This is a genomic window from Phenylobacterium sp. (assembly GCF_030697925.1).
Classification (GTDB): Bacteria; Pseudomonadota; Alphaproteobacteria; order Caulobacterales; family Caulobacteraceae; genus Phenylobacterium.
In genome coordinates, this window is sequence record NZ_JAUYOJ010000183.1 from 18,046 (window position 1) to 34,716 (window position 16,671).

At 68.8% G+C, this 16,671-nt stretch carries 19 protein-coding genes; 5 read left to right on the plus strand and 14 right to left on the minus strand.

All coding sequences use genetic code 11. From position 1 onward, the window contains the following. Window positions 1-41 precede the first annotated feature (41 nt). Genes Q8Q88_RS17570 through Q8Q88_RS17595 form a run of 6 tightly spaced genes read right to left on the minus strand, consistent with a single transcriptional unit; the run spans window position 42 to window position 4,282 of the window. A complete protein-coding gene (locus tag Q8Q88_RS17570) occupies window positions 42-332 on the minus strand; it encodes a type II toxin-antitoxin system RelE/ParE family toxin (protein ID WP_305676477.1) in 291 nt (96 codons plus the stop codon). After that, a complete protein-coding gene (locus Q8Q88_RS17575) occupies window positions 329-580 on the minus strand; it encodes a type II toxin-antitoxin system ParD family antitoxin (protein ID WP_305676495.1) in 252 nt (83 codons plus the stop codon). Before Q8Q88_RS17575 ends, Q8Q88_RS17570 begins: the two co-directional genes overlap by 4 nt. Before the next feature lie 42 nt (window positions 581-622). Beyond that, entirely contained in the window at window positions 623-1,756 is a 1,134-nt protein-coding gene (locus tag Q8Q88_RS17580; protein ID WP_305676478.1) for an ABC transporter permease, read from the minus strand. Then, complete coding sequence (locus tag Q8Q88_RS17585) at window positions 1,753-2,670, minus strand: ABC transporter ATP-binding protein (protein WP_305676479.1); 918 nt, start codon at window positions 2,668-2,670, stop codon at window positions 1,753-1,755. Before Q8Q88_RS17585 ends, Q8Q88_RS17580 begins: the two co-directional genes overlap by 4 nt. Next, the gene (locus tag Q8Q88_RS17590; protein WP_305676480.1) at window positions 2,667-3,641 is read right to left on the minus strand and encodes an HlyD family secretion protein; all 975 of its coding nucleotides are present in this window, start codon (window positions 3,639-3,641) and stop codon (window positions 2,667-2,669) included. The genes Q8Q88_RS17585 and Q8Q88_RS17590 overlap by 4 nt, the downstream gene beginning before the upstream one ends. Further along, a complete protein-coding gene (locus Q8Q88_RS17595; RefSeq protein ID WP_305676481.1) occupies window positions 3,638-4,282 on the minus strand; it encodes a TetR/AcrR family transcriptional regulator in 645 nt (214 codons plus the stop codon). The genes Q8Q88_RS17590 and Q8Q88_RS17595 overlap by 4 nt, the downstream gene beginning before the upstream one ends. A gap of 222 nt (window positions 4,283-4,504) precedes the next feature. Between Q8Q88_RS17595 and Q8Q88_RS17600 the strand changes: the two genes are divergently transcribed. The 3 genes from Q8Q88_RS17600 to Q8Q88_RS17610 all read left to right on the plus strand — a co-directional run bounded on the left by Q8Q88_RS17600 (window position 4,505) and on the right by Q8Q88_RS17610 (window position 6,761). Further along, window positions 4,505-5,074 (plus strand): OmpA family protein, encoded by a 570-nt coding sequence (locus Q8Q88_RS17600; protein ID WP_305676482.1) that lies wholly within the window; start codon window positions 4,505-4,507, stop codon window positions 5,072-5,074. 342 nt (window positions 5,075-5,416) lie between these two features. Next, window positions 5,417-5,716 carry a 50S ribosomal protein L28 gene (gene rpmB, locus Q8Q88_RS17605; RefSeq protein WP_305676483.1) on the plus strand — a complete coding sequence of 100 codons (300 nt, stop codon included), beginning with the start codon at window positions 5,417-5,419 and terminating at the stop codon, window positions 5,714-5,716. 124 nt (window positions 5,717-5,840) lie between these two features. Beyond that, window positions 5,841-6,761, plus strand: a complete 921-nt coding sequence (locus Q8Q88_RS17610) for an MBL fold metallo-hydrolase (RefSeq protein WP_305676484.1) — start codon at window positions 5,841-5,843, stop codon at window positions 6,759-6,761. A gap of 6 nt (window positions 6,762-6,767) precedes the next feature. On the opposite strand, the gene Q8Q88_RS17615 is transcribed toward Q8Q88_RS17610, so the two are convergent. Next, the gene (locus Q8Q88_RS17615) at window positions 6,768-7,721 is read right to left on the minus strand and encodes an esterase-like activity of phytase family protein (RefSeq protein WP_305676485.1); all 954 of its coding nucleotides are present in this window, start codon (window positions 7,719-7,721) and stop codon (window positions 6,768-6,770) included. Beyond that, entirely contained in the window at window positions 7,718-9,667 is a 1,950-nt protein-coding gene (gene cobT / locus Q8Q88_RS17620) for a cobaltochelatase subunit CobT (RefSeq protein ID WP_305676486.1), read from the minus strand. Before cobT ends, Q8Q88_RS17615 begins: the two co-directional genes overlap by 4 nt. A gap of 144 nt (window positions 9,668-9,811) precedes the next feature. On the opposite strand from cobT, the gene Q8Q88_RS17625 reads away from it, so the two are divergent. Next, window positions 9,812-11,074, plus strand: a complete 1,263-nt coding sequence (locus Q8Q88_RS17625; RefSeq protein WP_305676487.1) for a hypothetical protein — start codon at window positions 9,812-9,814, stop codon at window positions 11,072-11,074. An 18-nt stretch (window positions 11,075-11,092) separates the two neighbouring features. Here Q8Q88_RS17625 and cobS read toward each other — a convergent pair whose 3' ends face one another. Then, a complete protein-coding gene (gene cobS / locus Q8Q88_RS17630) occupies window positions 11,093-12,097 on the minus strand; it encodes a cobaltochelatase subunit CobS (RefSeq protein WP_305676488.1) in 1,005 nt (334 codons plus the stop codon). An 81-nt stretch (window positions 12,098-12,178) separates the two neighbouring features. Then, on the minus strand, window positions 12,179-13,156 hold the full coding sequence (locus Q8Q88_RS17635; protein ID WP_305676489.1) for an AraC family transcriptional regulator: 978 nt from the start codon (window positions 13,154-13,156) through the stop codon (window positions 12,179-12,181). A gap of 152 nt (window positions 13,157-13,308) precedes the next feature. Between Q8Q88_RS17635 and Q8Q88_RS17640 the strand changes: the two genes are divergently transcribed. Further along, on the plus strand, window positions 13,309-14,166 hold the full coding sequence (locus tag Q8Q88_RS17640; RefSeq protein ID WP_305676490.1) for a TauD/TfdA family dioxygenase: 858 nt from the start codon (window positions 13,309-13,311) through the stop codon (window positions 14,164-14,166). Between the two features lie 2 nt (window positions 14,167-14,168). Here the strand turns inward: Q8Q88_RS17640 and Q8Q88_RS17645 are convergent, their stop codons facing one another. Genes Q8Q88_RS17645 through Q8Q88_RS17660 form a run of 4 tightly spaced genes read right to left on the minus strand, consistent with a single transcriptional unit; the run spans window position 14,169 to window position 16,624 of the window. Next, on the minus strand, window positions 14,169-14,384 hold the full coding sequence (locus Q8Q88_RS17645) for a hypothetical protein (RefSeq protein ID WP_305676491.1): 216 nt from the start codon (window positions 14,382-14,384) through the stop codon (window positions 14,169-14,171). Continuing rightward, window positions 14,305-15,225: a flavodoxin family protein gene (locus Q8Q88_RS17650; RefSeq protein WP_305676492.1), complete on the minus strand. Its 921-nt coding sequence runs from the start codon at window positions 15,223-15,225 to the stop codon at window positions 14,305-14,307. Before Q8Q88_RS17650 ends, Q8Q88_RS17645 begins: the two co-directional genes overlap by 80 nt. 55 nt (window positions 15,226-15,280) lie before the next feature. Then, window positions 15,281-15,937: a CDP-alcohol phosphatidyltransferase family protein gene (locus Q8Q88_RS17655; RefSeq protein WP_305676493.1), complete on the minus strand. Its 657-nt coding sequence runs from the start codon at window positions 15,935-15,937 to the stop codon at window positions 15,281-15,283. 33 nt (window positions 15,938-15,970) lie between these two features. Further along, on the minus strand, window positions 15,971-16,624 hold the full coding sequence (locus tag Q8Q88_RS17660) for a J domain-containing protein (RefSeq protein ID WP_305676494.1): 654 nt from the start codon (window positions 16,622-16,624) through the stop codon (window positions 15,971-15,973). Window positions 16,625-16,671: the final 47 nt, after the last annotated feature.

Consider the following 16,671-nt stretch of genomic DNA (forward strand, 5'->3'; position numbering starts at 1 on the left):
AACGCGGCGGCGGGTTAATTCGCCGTAATGCGACCGCTGCGTCAGAGGTGACGATCGAAATCCATCTGCTGATGCAGGACGCGGACGACGTCGACGCTGCCGTGGGCCACCCGATAGAACAGGACGTGGGATCCGCAGTTGAGCTTGAAATACCCCGGTCGGATATGATCGCACGGCCGGCCTCGCCTCGGGTCGGTCGCGATTGTCTCGATCACCTGCTGCAGGTTGCGAAGATAGGCTTCCGCTTGGTCTAGTCCCCACTGGCTCCGGCTATAGGTCCAGATGCCCTCGATGTCGGTCCGGGCGCGTGGTGAAAGGACGTAGGCGGTCATCCGCCTTTCGTCTCGTCGCCCCGTTTGTCCGCGATGAACGCGTCGAAATCGAACGGCGCGGACGGGCCGCTTTCCTCGCCTTCCATCAATGCCGCGCGAAGGGCGCCTAGATGGGTCTCGCGCTCTTCAAGCAGCCGCAGGCTGGCGCGCACGACCTCGCTCGCCGATCCATAGCGCCCGTTGGCCACCTCGGACTCGATGAAGGCGCTGAAGTGATCGCCAAGGCTGAAAGACGTGTTCTTTCCCATGCGGTGACTTGTACCAAAATCTGGTACTTTGGCAATGGCCATCTAGTCCAGCGTTCGCCGATACCGCGCCATGGCGAGCGCCGTGACCACGCAGACGAAGGCGACCAGGGCCAGCAGTTCGCGCCACATGTCCTCGACCCCCTGGCCCTTCAGCAGGGCGCCGCGCACCACGCGCAGGAAGTGGGTGACCGGCACCACTTCGCCGATCGCCTGGGCCCAGGCGGGCATGCCGCGGAAGGGGAACATGAAGCCCGACAGCAGGATCGAGGGCAGGATATAGAAGACGCTCATCTGCATGGCCTGGAGCTGCGAGCGCGCCAGGGTCGACATGAGGAAGCCCAGGGCCAGGGAGCCGACGATGAACAGGCTGATCCCCAGGGTCAGCCCGACCCAGCCGCCCAGCATGGGCACGTCGAACAGGAAACGGGCCAGCAGTAGGATGATCAGGGTCTGGACGACGCCCACCACCACATAGGGGGCGAGCTTTCCGACCATGACCTCGAGGGGTTCCACGGGTGTGGCCAGCAGGCTCTCCATCGTGCCCCGCTCGGCCTCGCGGGTGACCGAGAGCGCGGTCATCATCACCAAGGTCATGGAGAGAATGACCCCCAGTAGGCCCGGGACGATGTTGTAGGAGGTGATGGCCTCGGGGTTATAGCGGCGGTGGACGACGACCTCGAAGGGAGCCGGGTTCCCGGCGCGGTTCCTGAGCGCGCCTTTCAGGTCGTTGACCAAGGCTTGGTTGGGCAAGGCGGCCAGGGCCGCCACGGCGGCGCCGGTGGCCGAGGGGTCTGCGGCGTCCACCTCGATCAGGATCTGGGCCTTGTCGCCCCGCGCCACGCGCCGGGTGAAGTCGCCGGGGACGGTGATGGCGAACTGCACGTCGCCGCGCCGGACCATTTCGTCCAGCTCGGCGGGCGAGCGGGCATGGGCGACCAGGTCGAAATAGGCGCTGTTGTGCAGGGCCGAGGTGATCGAGCGGGCGAAGACGCTGTCTTCCTGCACCAGCAGGGCGGTGGGCAGATGGCGCGGCTCGGAGTTGATCGCGTATCCGAACAGCAGCAACTGGACCACCGGCAGCCCCAGCATCATGGCGTAGGTGACCCGGTCGCGGGTGAGCTGCTTGAACTCCTTGACCATCACCGCGAAGACCCGGGTGGGGGAGAAGCCGTTCATCGGAAATTGTCCTCCGACTGGTCCATCAACCGGATGAAGACGTCCTCCAGGCTGGGCTCGACCTGCGTCCAGCGGAACGGCTCGCGGCGATAGGGGGCGATGGCGGCCTCCAGGGCCGCGCGCTCCGTGCCCGAGACGTGCAGGGACTGGCCGAAGGGTGCGGCCATCTCGACGCCGTCGCGCTTGGCGATCTCGGCGGCGAGCCGGTCGATGCCGGGCCCCTCGCCGTTGAAGGTGACGAGCTGGGTGTCGGCGATGACCTGGTCGGCCGTGCCGCGGGCGATCAGCTTGCCGTAGGCGATGTAGGCGATCTCATGACAGCGCTCGGCCTCGTCCATGTAGTGGGTGGAGACCAGCACGGTCAGGCCCTCGGCCGAGAGGGCGTGGATCTCGTCCCAGAAGGTGCGCCGCGCCTTAGGGTCCACCCCGGCGGTGGGCTCGTCCAGCAGCAGGAGCTTGGGCTCGTGCAGGGTGGCGGTGGCGAGCGCCAGCCGCTGTTTCCAGCCGCCGGAGAGGGAGCCCGCGAGCTGGCTGCGCCGCTCGATCAGGCCCAGGCGCTCCAGGGCGGCATCGACGCGGTCCTTGCGGTGGTCGAGGCCGTGGACGCGAGCGGAGAACTGCAGGTTCTCCTCCAGGCTCAGGTCCTCGTAGAGCGAGAACTTCTGGGTCATGTAGCCGGCCCGGCGCTTGATCAGGTTGGCCTGGGTGATGATGTCGAGGCCGAGCGCCGTGCCCTCGCCGCTGTCGGGGGTCAGCAGGCCGCAGAGCATCCGCAGGGTGGTGGTCTTGCCCGAGCCGTTGGGGCCGAGGAAGCCGCAGATCCGGCCTTCCTCCACCTGCAGGGAGACGTCCTGCACCACGTGCTTGTCGCCGAAGCTCTTGTTCAGGCCGCGGACGTCGATGGCGAGGGTCATTTGCCGGCGCCTATTGGTTCGACGTCCACGGGCTGGCCGGGATTGAGCCGCGCCGAGGGCCTGGCCTCCACCAGGTAGACCAGCCGGTCGCGGGCGTCGCGGCTGTAGATGATCGGCGGGGTGAACTCGGGCCGCGGGCTGATGAAGGTGATCTTCGCCGTCAGTCCGGCCTGGCAGCCGTCGCAGGTGAAAGCGACCACGCCGCCGGGCCGATAGGCGGCGATCTCGCGCTCGGGGACGAAGAACCGCAGCTTGATCCGGTCGTCGGGCAGCAGGGCGACAATGGGCTGGTTGGCGGGCGCCCATTCACCCTGCTGGAAGAACACCTCCTCGACCCGGGCCGCGCCGGGGGCCAGGGGGGCGATGTCGGTCAGCCGCGCGTCGGCGGCGCCCAGGACCGCGCCGGCCTGTTCGACCCGCGAGTCGGCGGCGCGGATCTGGTCCTCCCGGGCGCCCAGGGCGGCGGCCTGCCGCTGGCGGCGCGCGGCGGCGAGCTGGGCGGCCGCCGCCTCATAGGCCGCCTGGGAATCGTCCAGCCGAGCCGGGGCGTAGATGCCCTGCCGCACCAGGGGTCGAATCCGGCGCAGGTCGGCGGCGGCGTCGCGCAGACGGGCGTCGGCCGCGGCGATATTGGCGTCGAACACCGCGAGTTCCACCGCCCGCTGGCCCTTGCGGGCGTCCTGGGCCTGAGCCTGGGCGGTCTCGACCTCGGCCCGAGCCTGGTCGCGCTGGGCCTTGAGCTGGGCCGGGTCGACCACGAACAGGCGCTGGCCGGCGGCGACCCGGTCGCCGCGCTGGACGAACACCTGGTCGACGCTGCCGGCCACCGGGGCGGCCAGATAGAGCGGCTCACCCTCGACATAACCGGTGAGGGTCTTGGGCTGGGAGAGCCGGGGCGCGACCCAGATCACGGCGACGATGGTCGCGGCGGTTAAGAGCAGGCCTCCGACCAGCAGGCGTTGCGGGTTCATGCTTGGGCCTCCGGCTGGACGAGCATGCCGTGCAGCCACAGTTCGGCGTGCTGCCTGGCGAGCGCCGGAATGTCGAAGGGCTCGGCGCCGACCGGCTCGAAGGTCTCGCGCCAGATGACGCCCACCAGCATGGGGGAGATTAGAGAAAGGGCGTAGTGGCGCGGATCGCCCGGCCGCAGTTCGCCGCGCGCCTGGGCGGCGGTGATCGCCTGGGTCATGGCGCCGAGCGCCGGGCGGACCAGGGTGTCGTGCCAGGCCCGCGCCAGTTCCGGGAAGTTGCGCGACTCGCCGACCACCATCTTGACGATGCCGCCGATGGGGGTGGTGGCGAGCATCTGGCCGAGCACGCCGATCGCCCCGCGAATGAGGTCGGGAAATGAGTCCGGATGTGCTGCGATATTGGCCTGGATCAGACCCAGGTTGGGCGCCACGCCCATTTCGACCACCGCGCGGAAAATGTCTTCCTTGGTGGCGAAGTAGAGATAGATCGCCCCTTTCGAGACCCCCGCGCGGGCGGCGATATCGTCCAGGCGCGCCGCGGCGAACCCCTTTTCCGAGAAGATCTCGAAGGCGGCGGTGACGATCTCGTCGGGCCGCTCCGCCTTGCGCCGCTTGAATTTTGGTCCGCCCGCCGGGAGCATGTCGTGGTTCCTAATAACTGACCGGTCAGTTATTAATATGCCCGAACCGACTCCTGCGCAAGGGGTTGCTGGAGGGCTGGCCGCCGTTAACTACGGTCAAGCTGAGCCCAGACCCCGCCGCAACCATGTCACCAAACGGCCGTTTTAAGGCGTCAGCACGCACCGACGCCGGAGAGATCCGAAGGCCGGATTGGCGTGCCGAGACCCTTGAGGGAGAAAAAGATGAAGACCAGGAAGACGAACGTGGTGGTGATGGGCGCGTTGCTGTTGGGCGCGCTGAGCCTCGGCGGCTGCGCCACCAAGAAGTACGTCAATGAGCAGGTCGGCGTTGTCGACACCAAGGTCGCGGTTCACGAAACCCGCATCGGCGAGCTGGACCGGACCTCCCGTGAAGCGCTGGAACGCGCGGTCGCCGCCGGCAAACTGGCCGAAGGCAAGTTCATGTACACCGTGGTCCTGTCGGACGACGCGGTGAAGTTCCCCCTCGACAAGGCGACCCTGTCGCCCGAAGCCGAAGCCCGGATCGCCGCCCTGGCCGAGCGCCTGAAGGCCGAAAACCGCAATGTCTATGTCGAGGTTCAGGGCCACACCGACGCCACCGGCACGAACGCCTATAACGAGCAGCTCGGCGCCGACCGGGCCGAGGCCGTGCGCCGCGCCTTGAACAAGCAGGGCGTCGCCCTGAACCGGATGTCCTCCATCTCATACGGCGAGGAAGTTCCGGTGGCCCCCAACAACGATCGCGCCGGCCGTTCGGCCAATCGTCGCGTGGTTCTGGTGGTGCTGAGCTAGCAAGGCGGGAGGCCCGAGGTGTGGGCCTCCCCGCTTCCGCGGCGGCTTGGAGAGTCGCGGTTAACGCGAACAGGGGAACCTGCGGAACACGGCCGAAACGAACCGTGACCGAATCAGCGACTCCGCTCGATTCAGCCTTTGTTCCCTACAAGCTATTGTATCTCAAAGGCCCCGAGGCACAAACGCGTTCCAGTCCAGCTTGCGGTTTTTTGGCCTTCTGGGCCCAAGATGACCGCTTCCGTGGCCGGTCCGCCTTGACGCCGGACGCAGCCTTCGCCTATATCGCCGGCTCTCGCGCGGGTCCGCCCGCCGCATCCTTATTTCTCGCGTAGGTCAGAAGCCATGTCGCGTCGTTGCGAACTCACCGGTATCGGCCCCATGGTCGGCCACAATGTGAGCCACTCGAATATCAAGACCAAGCGCCGGTTCCTGCCTGCGCTGGCGCCCGCGACGCTGCAGTCGGACGCGCTGGGTCAGACCTTCCGCCTGCGCATCACCAACGCGGCCCTGCGCACCCTGGACTTCCGGGGCGGCCTGGACGTGTTCCTGATCAAGGCTCGCGACGAGAACCTCTCGCCGCGCGCGCTGAAGATCAAGAAGCAGGTGAAGGCCAAGCTCGCGGCGCAAACCGCCGCCGCCTGAGCTCAATCTCGTCGGATTTCGAAAAGGCCGTCCCTCGGGGCGGCCTTTTTGTTTTGACGGGCGCCCTGGCGCGTGGAGTGCTTGAGCCTATGTCTGCGTCGAGCAGACCTGGAGAGGCGTCGCCATGATCCCAAGCAAGACCGTCGCGGCCCTGGCCGCCCTCATCGCCCTGGCCGGATGTTCGCCGAAGAGCGAGCCCGCCGCCCCGGCCGCCCCGCCGGCGGCCTCTCCGTCCGCCGATGTCTTCAACTTCAAGATCGGCGCGCTCGACGCGACGGCGCTGAAGGATGGCGATCTCCTGGTCCCCAATGACGGCAAGACCTTCGGGGTCGGGCGTCCCATCAGCGACGTCACCAACCTGCTCAAGGCCGCCGGACAGCCGACGGATATCCTCAACCTCAGCATCCAGCCGCTGCTGGTGCGCGGCGAGGGCAAGATCCTGCTGTTCGACGCTGGCGCGGCCGGGGTCTCGTGGGCTCCGCAAGCCGGCAAGCTCGCCGCGCCGCTCCGCGCCGCTGGGGTCGAACCCGCCCAGGTCACCGACATCTTCATCTCGCACAGCCACGGCGACCACATCGGCGGCCTGGTGCTGGGAAGCGGCCTGCTGGCCTTCCCCAACGCCGCGATCCATATCTCCGCCCCCGAGTGGCAGGCGATGCAGGCCGACGCCAGCCTCGCGCCCACCGTCGCCGCCATCGCCCCGAAGATCGCGGCCTTTCAGCCCGGCGCTGTCATCCTGCCGGGCCTGGTGACCGCCGTCGCCGTGAAGGGCCACACGCCGGGGCACAGCGCCTACGAGATCGCCTCGGGCGACGAACGGCTGCTCTATATCGGCGACGCCGCCCACCATTTCGTCGTTTCGGTGCGCAAGCCCGACTGGACCATCGACTATGACGGCGACGCGCCCACCGCCCAGGCCAGCCGACGCGCCCTCTTCAAGCGCGCCGCCGAACAGAACCTGCGCCTCTATGCGCCGCACTTCCCGTTCCCAGGCGTGGGACGGGTCCGCGCCGAGGACGACGGCTTCGTCTGGGTCCCCGAATAGGCGGCCTTACGGCTTCCAGTCGAACGCCAGCAGCAGGGTTCGCTGGGCGTTCTGAAAATTGTCGTCCGACAGCAGGTAGAATCGGATGGTTCCGTCCTTGGCCGGAACCGCCGCCAGAGCCTCGAAATTGTCGACCGTGAGCGGCCGGGCCAGGTCCAGGCGGGCGACCTCGGCCCGGTCGTCTCGCACGACCAGGCTGATCCGGCTGCCGCGGGCGGCGTCCCAGGCGCGGAGCAGCCAGGCGGTGCGGCCCTGCGGCAGGCGGGCGACCGCCACCAGGCCGAACTCCGGCGGCTTGGCGATGACCGGACCCGGCGCGCAGCTGGTCGAGACCCGGCAGGCCCAGGTCTGGCCGCTCTCCTCGGCCCCGGCGACATAGGCGTCGGCGCCCGAGGCGGGGTCCGGGCCCAGGGCTTCCAGCCCGCCGTTGTCGGGGAAGGCCGCCTGCGGCATAGGAGCCGGCCGCGGCGGGCCGCCGGCGACCGGATAGAGCCAGATGCGATGGCGCTGCTCGAAGCTGACCAGCAGGTCTCCGCCCGCCAGCAGGGCCAGGCCTTCGGAATCGCCCGCCTGCTTGCCCTGCAACGGCTTGCCGTCGGGATTGGTCAGGGCCGCGATGCGTCCGTCCGTCAGGCCGACCAGCCGGCCGGTCTTGTCCAGCACCAGCCGAGCCTTGATCAGGTCGCCCTCGTCGCTGACCGTGGTCAGCGTACCGCCGGCGCCGACCGCCAGGTCGGACAGGCCATGGAAGCGGGCGGTGTCGGACGAGGACAGCACCAGGCCGCCGGCGTAGCGGAACGCGCCGATGCGGTCCTGGGCCAAATCCTGCGGGTTCAGGGCGACCGCCGTCGCGGCGATGGTGATCCCAGGTCCGGCCGGGACCGGTGAGGCGGGCAGGGTCGCGGGCTGGGCGCAGGCCGAAAGCGCGAGCGCCACGGCCAGGACCAGCCCGGATCTCACGCGACGGCTCTCCGCACTTCCTTGAAGGTCGAGCGCCGGGCGGCAGGCCCCTGCGGCCCCTGGGTGTTGGGCGGCGGCTGCAGCAGGTTGGCGTTCTTGCGGGTGACCCGGCGGACCTCTTCGTCGAACAGTTCGGCCAGCTGATCGACGATGGCCCCGGCCAGCTGCTCCACGTCGACGATGGTCACGGCGCGGCGATAATAGCGGGTCACGTCGTGGCCGATGCCGATGGCGATGAGCTGGACCGGGCTCTTGGCCTCGATCTCGCCAATCACCTCGCGCAGGTGGCGCTCCAGATAGTGGCCGGAGTTCACCGACAGGGTCGAGTCGTCAACCGGCGCGCCGTCGGAGATCACCATCAGGATGCGGCGTTGTTCCGAGCGGCCCATCAGCCGCTGGTGCGCCCACATCAGGGCCTCGCCGTCGATGTTCTCCTTCAGCAGCCCCTCGCGCATCATCAGGCCGAGGTTGCGGCGCGCCCGGCGCCACGGGGCGTCGGCGGACTTGTAGATGATGTGGCGCAGGTCGTTCAGCCGGCCGGGCTGGGCGGGCTTGCCGGCCTTCAGCCAGTCCTCGCGGCTGGTCCCGCCCTTCCAGGCCCGGGTGGTGAAGCCGAGGATCTCGGTCTTCACGCCGCAGCGCTCCAGGGTGCGGGCCAGGATGTCGGCGCAGACCGCCGCCACCATGATCGGCCGGCCGCGCATGGAGCCGGAATTGTCGATCAGGATGGTGACCACCGTGTCGCGGAACTCGGTGTCTTCCTCTTCCTTGAAGGCCAGCGAGGCGGTGGGATCGGTGATCACCCGCGTCAGGCGCGCCACGTCCAGGATCCCTTCCTCCAGGTCGAAGGTCCAGGAGCGGTTCTGCTGCGCCATCAGCTTGCGCTGCAGCTTGTTGGCCAGGCGCGAGACCACGCTGGAAAGGCTGGCCAGCTGCTGGTCGAGATAGGCGCGCAGCCGGGTCAGCTCCTCGGCGTCGCACAGCTCCTCGGCGGCCACCACCTCGTCATGGGCGGTGGTGAAGATCTTGTAGGTGGCCTGCTTGCCCTCGCCCTTGAGATCGGGACGGGCCGGCTGCTCGCCGTCGCCCATCTCGGGCGGCTCGTCGCTGTCCTCGGCGTCGGAATCGTCGTCGGCCTGCATGGCCTGGCTGTCGGCGTCCTCGCTCTCGCGATGGCTCGCTTCGCTGTCGTCCATGGAGGTCTGCTGCGGCGACTGGCCCTCGCCGTCGCCCTCGTCGCCGTCATCGCTGGCCTCGCTCTCACCCTCGTCGCCCTCCTCGTCCTCGTCGGACGGGTCGGGGGCGTCGGAGAGGTCGTCGCCCATGGAGAGGTCGCGCAGGATGGTCCGGGCGATCCGGGCATAGGCCTTCTGGTCGTGGAAGACGTCGGCCAGCTTGTCGAGGTCGGGGCCGGCCTTGCTCTCCACCTCGGCGCGGAACAGGTCGACCAGGGCCTTGGCCATGGCCGGCGGCGGCTCGCCGGTCATCCGCTCGCGGGCCAGCAGGCCGACCACGTCGGCCATCGGCGGATTGGCCAGGGCCTCCAACTGGTTCAGCGGCTTCTTGGCCCAGGCATGCTCGTGCACCGCGCGCAGGTTGTCCTTGACCCCGCCAAGGGCGTTGGCGCCGACCGCTTCGATGCGGGCCTGCTCCAAGGCGTCATAGACCGGCGCGCCCAGGGCCGAGGCCGGCCGCGCCTTGCTGTGGGCCGCGACATCGTGGTGGGCGATGCGCAGGGCCATCTGGTCAGCCAGGCCCCGGATGCGCGAGGCGTCGGCCGGCGTGAGGTCGCGCGGGGGGTGCGGCAAGACCGCGCGCTTGCCGGTGAGTTGCGGACCTTCCCCGGAATAGACGATCTCCAGGTCGGGCATCTCGGCGAGCGAGCGCGCGGCGTTGGCCAGCGCGCGTTTGAAGGGCTCGATAGGGCTTTCCGGATTCTTCGCCATGGTCCCTTCGTCATAGCGCGGGGGCGATGGGGGAGGGAAGGGTCCCGTGGCGTCAGTGTCGCACCCACGATGGAACGTCACTCTCCATTTACACATTCACGTAAGGGTTGCGTAGAGTCCTTGCGCATTGATTGGGAGAGAAGCTTGACCGCGGTGGCCTGTCTCAGAGTGGCCGTCGAAGCCGACCGCACCGGCATCCCCGCGGCGACGCTGGGTCCGCTGGTGGCCAAGTTCGCTTCGGCCTATCTCGAGAGCCGCTGGCTATGGCCGCGCAAGTTCGCGCCGCTCACCCATTACTCCTTCCTGCTGACCGATCCGGGTTCCGACGAGATGAACGTGGAGGAGCTCGCCCGGCTGTCGGACGAGCTGCAGATCAAGCTGTTCGGCGAGGCCGAGGATGGCGAGGTCGGCCTGTTGCTGTTCGAGGGTCCCCCCGAGGCGGTGACCGCCTTCGCGGCCCTCGACGCCGCCACCGTCGCCCGCGCGATGACCGATCCCAGCCTGCTGCCGCCTGGCGGCCGGCTCAGCCGGATCGAGACCGCCGAACAGACCGCGGCGCGCACCGCCAAGGAGGCTCCCCCGCCGCCGTCGAAGGTCTCGCGGCCGAGCGGCCCGGGCTGGGTCGAGCAGCATGTCATGATCGGCCAGGACCCGATGGCCGACGCCGCGGCCCTGCTGAAACAGGCCCTGCCTCAGCTCGTGGGTTTGCAGGGGATCTATTTCACGCCGCGCGGCCTCTTCGTCGGCGACGTGGTGAGCTCGACCCCGGGAACCGCCCGGACCCACCTGACCCTGGTGGAAGGCGCCGACCACATGCCCCGCGAGCCGGAGGCCTTCGACCGCGACTGCGTCGAGGCGGCCCTGGGTTATCTGGAGCCGCCGGGCGTCACCGGCATGCTCTACCTGCCGATCTGCTACTCCAACATCATCCGGTCCAGCTCGCGCGCCGACTACGAGACCATGCTCCAGACGCTGCCGTCGGACCTGCGACCGCAGCTCGCCGCGGCGGTCTACGACGTGCCGCGCGACCCGGCCTTCACCGCACTTCGCCAGCTTCGCACCACGCTGGAGCGCTATTTCATCAAGATCGACCTGCGCACCCCCGACCCCGGCTTCGAGGTCGAGAAGCTGCCCCACGAGGCGGTGACCAGCGTCACCCTGGTCCTGCCCGAAGGCGACACCAGGACGAGGCTGGTCGCCCTGCGCCGCTTCGCCGAACGGCTTACGCTATTCAAGCAGAAGCGGATCTGGGCGGCCGTCACCAACGTCCGCAGCAGGACCGAGCTGGACGCCTGCATCGGCTTCTCCATCCCGTTCGTCACTGGGCCGGCCATCTGCCGCCTGCAGACCGAACCGGTCGGCGGGCGGATGCAGGACATCCGCGCGCTGCCCGTCCTGGCCGCCTAGGTTCGTCGAAATGGTGGCCTAAGCCACCCGAACCCGGGCCGTGCTTTCAGGCAGGTCCTGGCCGAAGGCGCGCTGGTAGAACTCGGCGACGGTGCCGCGCTCCAGCTCGTCGCATTTGTTCAGGAAGGTCATCCGGAACGACAGCGCCAGGTCGCCGCCGAAGATCTCGGCGTTCTGGGCCCAGGTGATCACCGTCCGCGGGCTCATGACCGTGGAGATGTCCCCGTTCATGAAGGCGTTGCGGGTCATGTCGGCGACGCGGACCATGGCCGCGATCGTGCGCTTGCCCTCGGCGTTGTCGTAGTGCGGCGACTTGGCGAGCACGATCTCGGCTTCCACGTCGTGGGCCAGGTAGTTCAGCGTGGTGACGATCGACCAGCGGTCCATCTGACCTTGGTTGATCTGCTGGGTGCCGTGATAGAGGCCCGTGGTGTCGCCCAGACCGATGGTGTTGGTCGTGGAGAACAGCCGGAAGAACGGGTTGGGCCGGATCACGCGGTTCTGGTCCAACAGGGTCAGCTTGCCCTGGGCCTCCAGGATGCGCTGGATCACGAACATCACGTCCGGGCGGCCGGCGTCGTATTCGTCGAACACCAGGGCCACCGGCCGCTGGATGGTCCAGGGCAGGATGCCTTCGCGGAACTCGGTGACCTGCTTGCCGTCCTTCAGGACGATGGCGTCCTTGCCGACCAGGTCGATGCGGGAGACGTGGCTGTCCAGGTTCACCCGGATCAGCGGCCAGTTGAGGCGCGCGGCCACCTGCTCGATGTGGGTCGACTTGCCCGTGCCGTGATAGCCCTGGACCATCACCCGGCGGTCGAAGGCGAACCCGGCGCAGATGGCCTTGGTCGTCTCCGGATCGAACTTATAGGCGGTGTCCAGATCGGGCACGTGGGCGTCGCGCGTCGAGAACGCGGGCACGGTCATGTCGCTGTCCACGCCGAAGGCCTCGCGAATGGAGACCTTCCTGTCCGGGACCAGCGCGATCAGCTTGTCGTCTTGGGTATCGGCGAAAGAAGTCATGGCGGGCTTCGATTACAGGGTTACGCGGTCAATGCAAACGGCAGTTTACGGGCTTTGGGCGACTTCAGCCCTCGGTGTGGCTCAGGCGCTTTCCGCATCCTGCCGCAGCTTCCGTGGGGTCAGTCCCCACCAGGCTTTGACCGCGCGGGAGAAGGCGCTCTCCTGGGAATAGCCCAGGCCGCGGGCCAGTTCGGCCAGCGACAGGCGCGATTGGGTGAGCAGCAGCATGGCCTCGCGCATTCGCGTCTCGTCGCGGAGCTGCGAAAAGCTGACCCCCGCCTCCGCCAATCGCCGTTGCAGGCTGCGGACCGACAGGCCCAGCTCGTGGGCTGCCACCGAGGCGGTGGCGGTCTCGAATCCGGCGCGGCGGATCACCGCCTGGACGTGGGCGCAAAGGGCCTCGTCGCGATCCTGGTCGCGCAACAGGCCCTCAGCATAGGCCATGTTCAATTCCAGCAGGCGCGGATCGGCGCCGGGGATCGGCCGGGTCAGGTCCTCCCGCGCGAAGATCAGGCCGGCGCGGGGGGCGAACTCCACCGGAAGTCCCAGGAAGTCCTCGTAGACCGCTCGCGGCGCCGGGGCGCTCGCCATCAGCACCACCCGCCTGGGCCGCACGCCCGAGCCGTTCAGTCCGGCGCGACGGCCGGCGGTGGAGCCCAGCACCGACTCGACTTGCAGGCGATGCACCTCCACCGGGCTCGCGGCGGGGACATAGTTCAGCCGGAGGCCCTCGGCCTCCTGGACGGCGTGAAAGACGCCGCTGTTGCTGACCAGCTGCTGGTAGCGGAGCAGGCGGGTGAGCGCCTCGCCGACCGTGGCGCTGTGGGCGCCGATGATCGCCACCACGTTGGTGGCCTGCACCGGCAGGCCCGCGCCGACCTTGAAGCCCAGCAGGGGATCGGGGTGCAGCACGGCCGCGCGCCGCCACAGCCGCCGCGCTGAGGCCACGTCGACGCGGGAGTCGCGGGCGACGATGCCCGCCTCGAAGCCGCGCAGGCCATGGGTCAGGGCGCGGCGGTCCAGGCCTTCGCGGACCAGGCCGTCAAGGGCCGCGTTCATCCAGCCCGCCATGATCGTCGAGGCGCCGCGCATGAGCCGACTAGAGACCATGCGCCAGCCAGAGCCAAGTCCTGTGGCGCGCAATGTCAAATCTTCGGCGCGCAGGGCCAAGCCGACCAGCCTAAGGTGAGCTTCGAACCGGAGGAAACGTCATGGGCCAGGTCGCCGAGATCGTCGTCACGCCGCAGGAGACCGGCTTCGGCGCCCGGATCGAGGGCGTGGACCTGTCGCGGCCGCTGCCGCCGGCCGTGCTCGCCGCCGTGAAGGCCGCCTGGGCGCGGCATTCGGTGGTCGCCTTCCCGGGCCAGCCGCTGTCGCTGGAGGCCCTGGAGGCCTTCACCCAGACCATCGGTCCCTTCGGGGTCGATCCCTTCATCGCCCCTATGCCCGGCCACCCCAACGTCCTGGAGCTGCGCCGCGAGCCCGACGAGAAGGCGACCAATTTCGGAGCGGGCTGGCACTCCGACTGGAGCTTCCAGAAGACGCCGCCGGCCGCCACCCTGCTGCGCTCCCAGGTGATCCCGCCGGTGGGCGGCGACACCCTGTTCGCCGACTGCTCACGGGCCTACGAGGCCCTGTCGCCGGTGATGAAGAAGATGCTGGAGGGGGTGCGGGCGGTGCATTCGGCGACCCGCGCCTACGGGACCCAGGGGATCTTCGCCAAGGAGACCGCCAAGCGGACCATGGAGATCATCGTCTCGCCCGAGGCCGACAAGACGCTCACCCATCCCCTGGTGCGCACCCATCCCGTCACGGGCCGCAAGGCGCTGTTCGTCAGTCCGGTCTACACCGTGGGGATCGAGGGCATGGCGGTGGCCGAGAGCCAGGCGATCCTCGGCTTCCTGTTCGCGCACATCGTCCAGGAGCCGTTCGTCTACCACCACAAATGGGAGCCGGACATGCTGCTGATGTGGGACAACCGCTGCACCGTCCACTTCGCCGAGGGCGGCTATGACGGGCACCTGCGGGTGATGCATCGGACCACCGTGGCGGGCGACGTTCCGGTCTAAGCCTATTTCTGCCGCGGCGGGTTGAGGTCTTTGCCGGCCATCAGCAGCCTGCCCTGATGGTTGGCCTTGGCCGCCTCCAGCAGGGTCCTGGCGGCGTTGCGCACCTCCTCCTGCATGGCCAGGTCGGCGTCCAGCGCCTCATGACTGGTCGCGTAGGGCTGCCAGTAGCCGATATAGCGGTCGAGCTCGGCGTTTACCCCGGCCGGCGCCAGGTCCATGAACCTCAGCCAGTCCGAGACGCTGCGGCGCACGTTCTCCGCGCCCTCCACATCGCCGTGGACGATCACCGAGAACACCCGGCCGGCCAGGTGCTTGGGATAGTTCCAGCCGGCCAGCTCGATCTCCTTGGCCTTCCTGGCGTCCTTGATTGCCGCCGTCGGCGCAGACCAGCCGGTCCATCATCAGCTTCAGCGGCGAGGAGACCTGGTACCAGTTGACCGGGGTGATGATCATCACGCCATGGGCCTCCACCCACAGTGGGTAGATGTCGTTCATCCAGTCATGGACCTGGCCTAACGCGTGGTTCGGGTAGCAGGAGCACGGCCAGTGGCAGAGCGCCGGCGAGGTGGAGAAGCAGGCCTTGCAAGGGTGGATCTGGCGGCCGTACTCCGAGGCCAGCCGGCTGAGATCCAACAACTCGACGGTCACCTCCTCGATCGCCAGCACCTCCCGCGAGATCTCCGCCAGCCGGTAGGACTTGGACATCTCGCCCGGACAGGTGTGTTCGCTGCGTGAGGAGGCGTTGATCAGCAGGATGCGGCAAGGACCGTTCCGGTCCTCGTGCCGCGCCTGGGCGTCTGCGATCGCCGCCTTGGCCGCGATCCAGTCGACAGACAGGTCGTAGTCGGGATCGGCGTAGCCCGGGCCGGCCTTTCGGGTGCGCGGCGCTTTGCGGTAGTTGGCGTAGCCGTCCCAGGCCACGGCGGCGATCTTCTCGAGTTCGGCGGCAAGGGGTTCGAAGGCCGGATCGGTGAAGGCGCTCAGATAGCGGTCGCGAAATTCGGCCTGCGTCAGCTGCGGGCTGGGCATGCCCTTGCGGGGGTCCGGGGTCCTGGTCACGGGCGTCTCCTGGGTCCGGAGAGGCAACGCCACCTTCAGCGTGGAGTTCCGGCGTTCAACCCTTCGCGAGCCGCGCCGCCAGGGTGCGCGTGCGTCGGGCCACGGTCCAGATCGCGCCCAGCACGATGGCGAACAGCCCGACCATTAGCGCCTCGCCGCGCCAGCCCCACAGGGGCTCGAAGGTGGCCACAAGGCAGGCGGCGGTGAGCGCCGCCATCCGGTGCGGCTTGGCCATCGGGCCGGAGAAGTCGGCCGGGAAGCCCTGGCCCCGTCCCAGCTCGCGGACATAGGCGCTCAGCACCGCCAGCACCGCCGCCGCCCAGCCGAGCGGCGCGGCGAACACCATGCCGGAGGCCGCGGCGCAGTAGCCCGCCCCCACAAGGAACAGGGCGTCGGCGATGCGGTCCGGCAGCTCGTTCCAGATCGGGCCCGACGTTCCGCCCTTGCCGTGTTCGACGGCCACCATGCCGTCCAGCAGGTTGCAGAGCAGCCGAAGCTGGATGCAGACCCCCGCCCCGATCAGGTGCGCCCCGCGCGACAGGCCCTCGGCGAAGCCGGCGGCGATGAAGAGCACCAGCCCCAGCACCGCGAACACCACGCTGCCGGCCGAGATGGCGTCGGGGCTGACCCCGGCGCGGGCCATGGCGGCGGCCAGGCCCTGGGCCCAGTCTGGGCTGGGTGTCTTCAGAGGATCGGGCGCGGCGTCGGTCATGGGACGGTGCTGATCCTTCCGCCGCAGGGGCTGCTAGGCCATCTTGGCCTTGCGCAGGACCTGGTAGGCCTTGATCACGCGCTGCAGCTTATGTTCGGCAGAGCGGTCGCCGCCGTTGCTGTCCGGGTGGCAGCGCTTCACCAGCTCGATGTAGCGGGCGCGGATCGTCGGGGCGTCGGCGGAGTCCTCGAGGTCGAGGTCGGCGAGCGCGTTGCGCTCCAGCTTGCCGATTCGCCGAGCCTCGGGTGTCGCCACGCGGGCGTTGGGTCCACCACCGCCGAACAGGTTGAATGGGTCGCGATAGCCCTGGCCCTTGCCGAAGTTGTGGCTGGCCGCCGCCGACTCCCGGGAGAATCGGCTGGCCTTGAACTCCCAGGTCGGGCGGTCGCCGGCCGCGCTCTGGGCCTGGCGCTCGCGCACCTCGCCCTCGCTCATCCCCGCGAAGAAGTTCCACTGGCGGTTATATTCGGCCGCGTGGCCCTGGCAGAACCAGTAGTGCTCGTTGAGCATGTCGCGGGATTTCGGCGCGCGCGCCGTCGCGGCCAGGCGGCACCCCGCATGGTCACAAGCCCGCTCCCCGGGCTTCAGCGCATAGACGTCGTCATCGGCCTGTGCGGCCTCTTCGGGGGTCGGCGGACGCACCCGGATGTCGACAAACTTAGGCTTGTATTGAAACGCGCCGGCCATGACCCAAGTATGAGGCTCCTAGAGTCCCTTTCAAGAATTGAACTTGA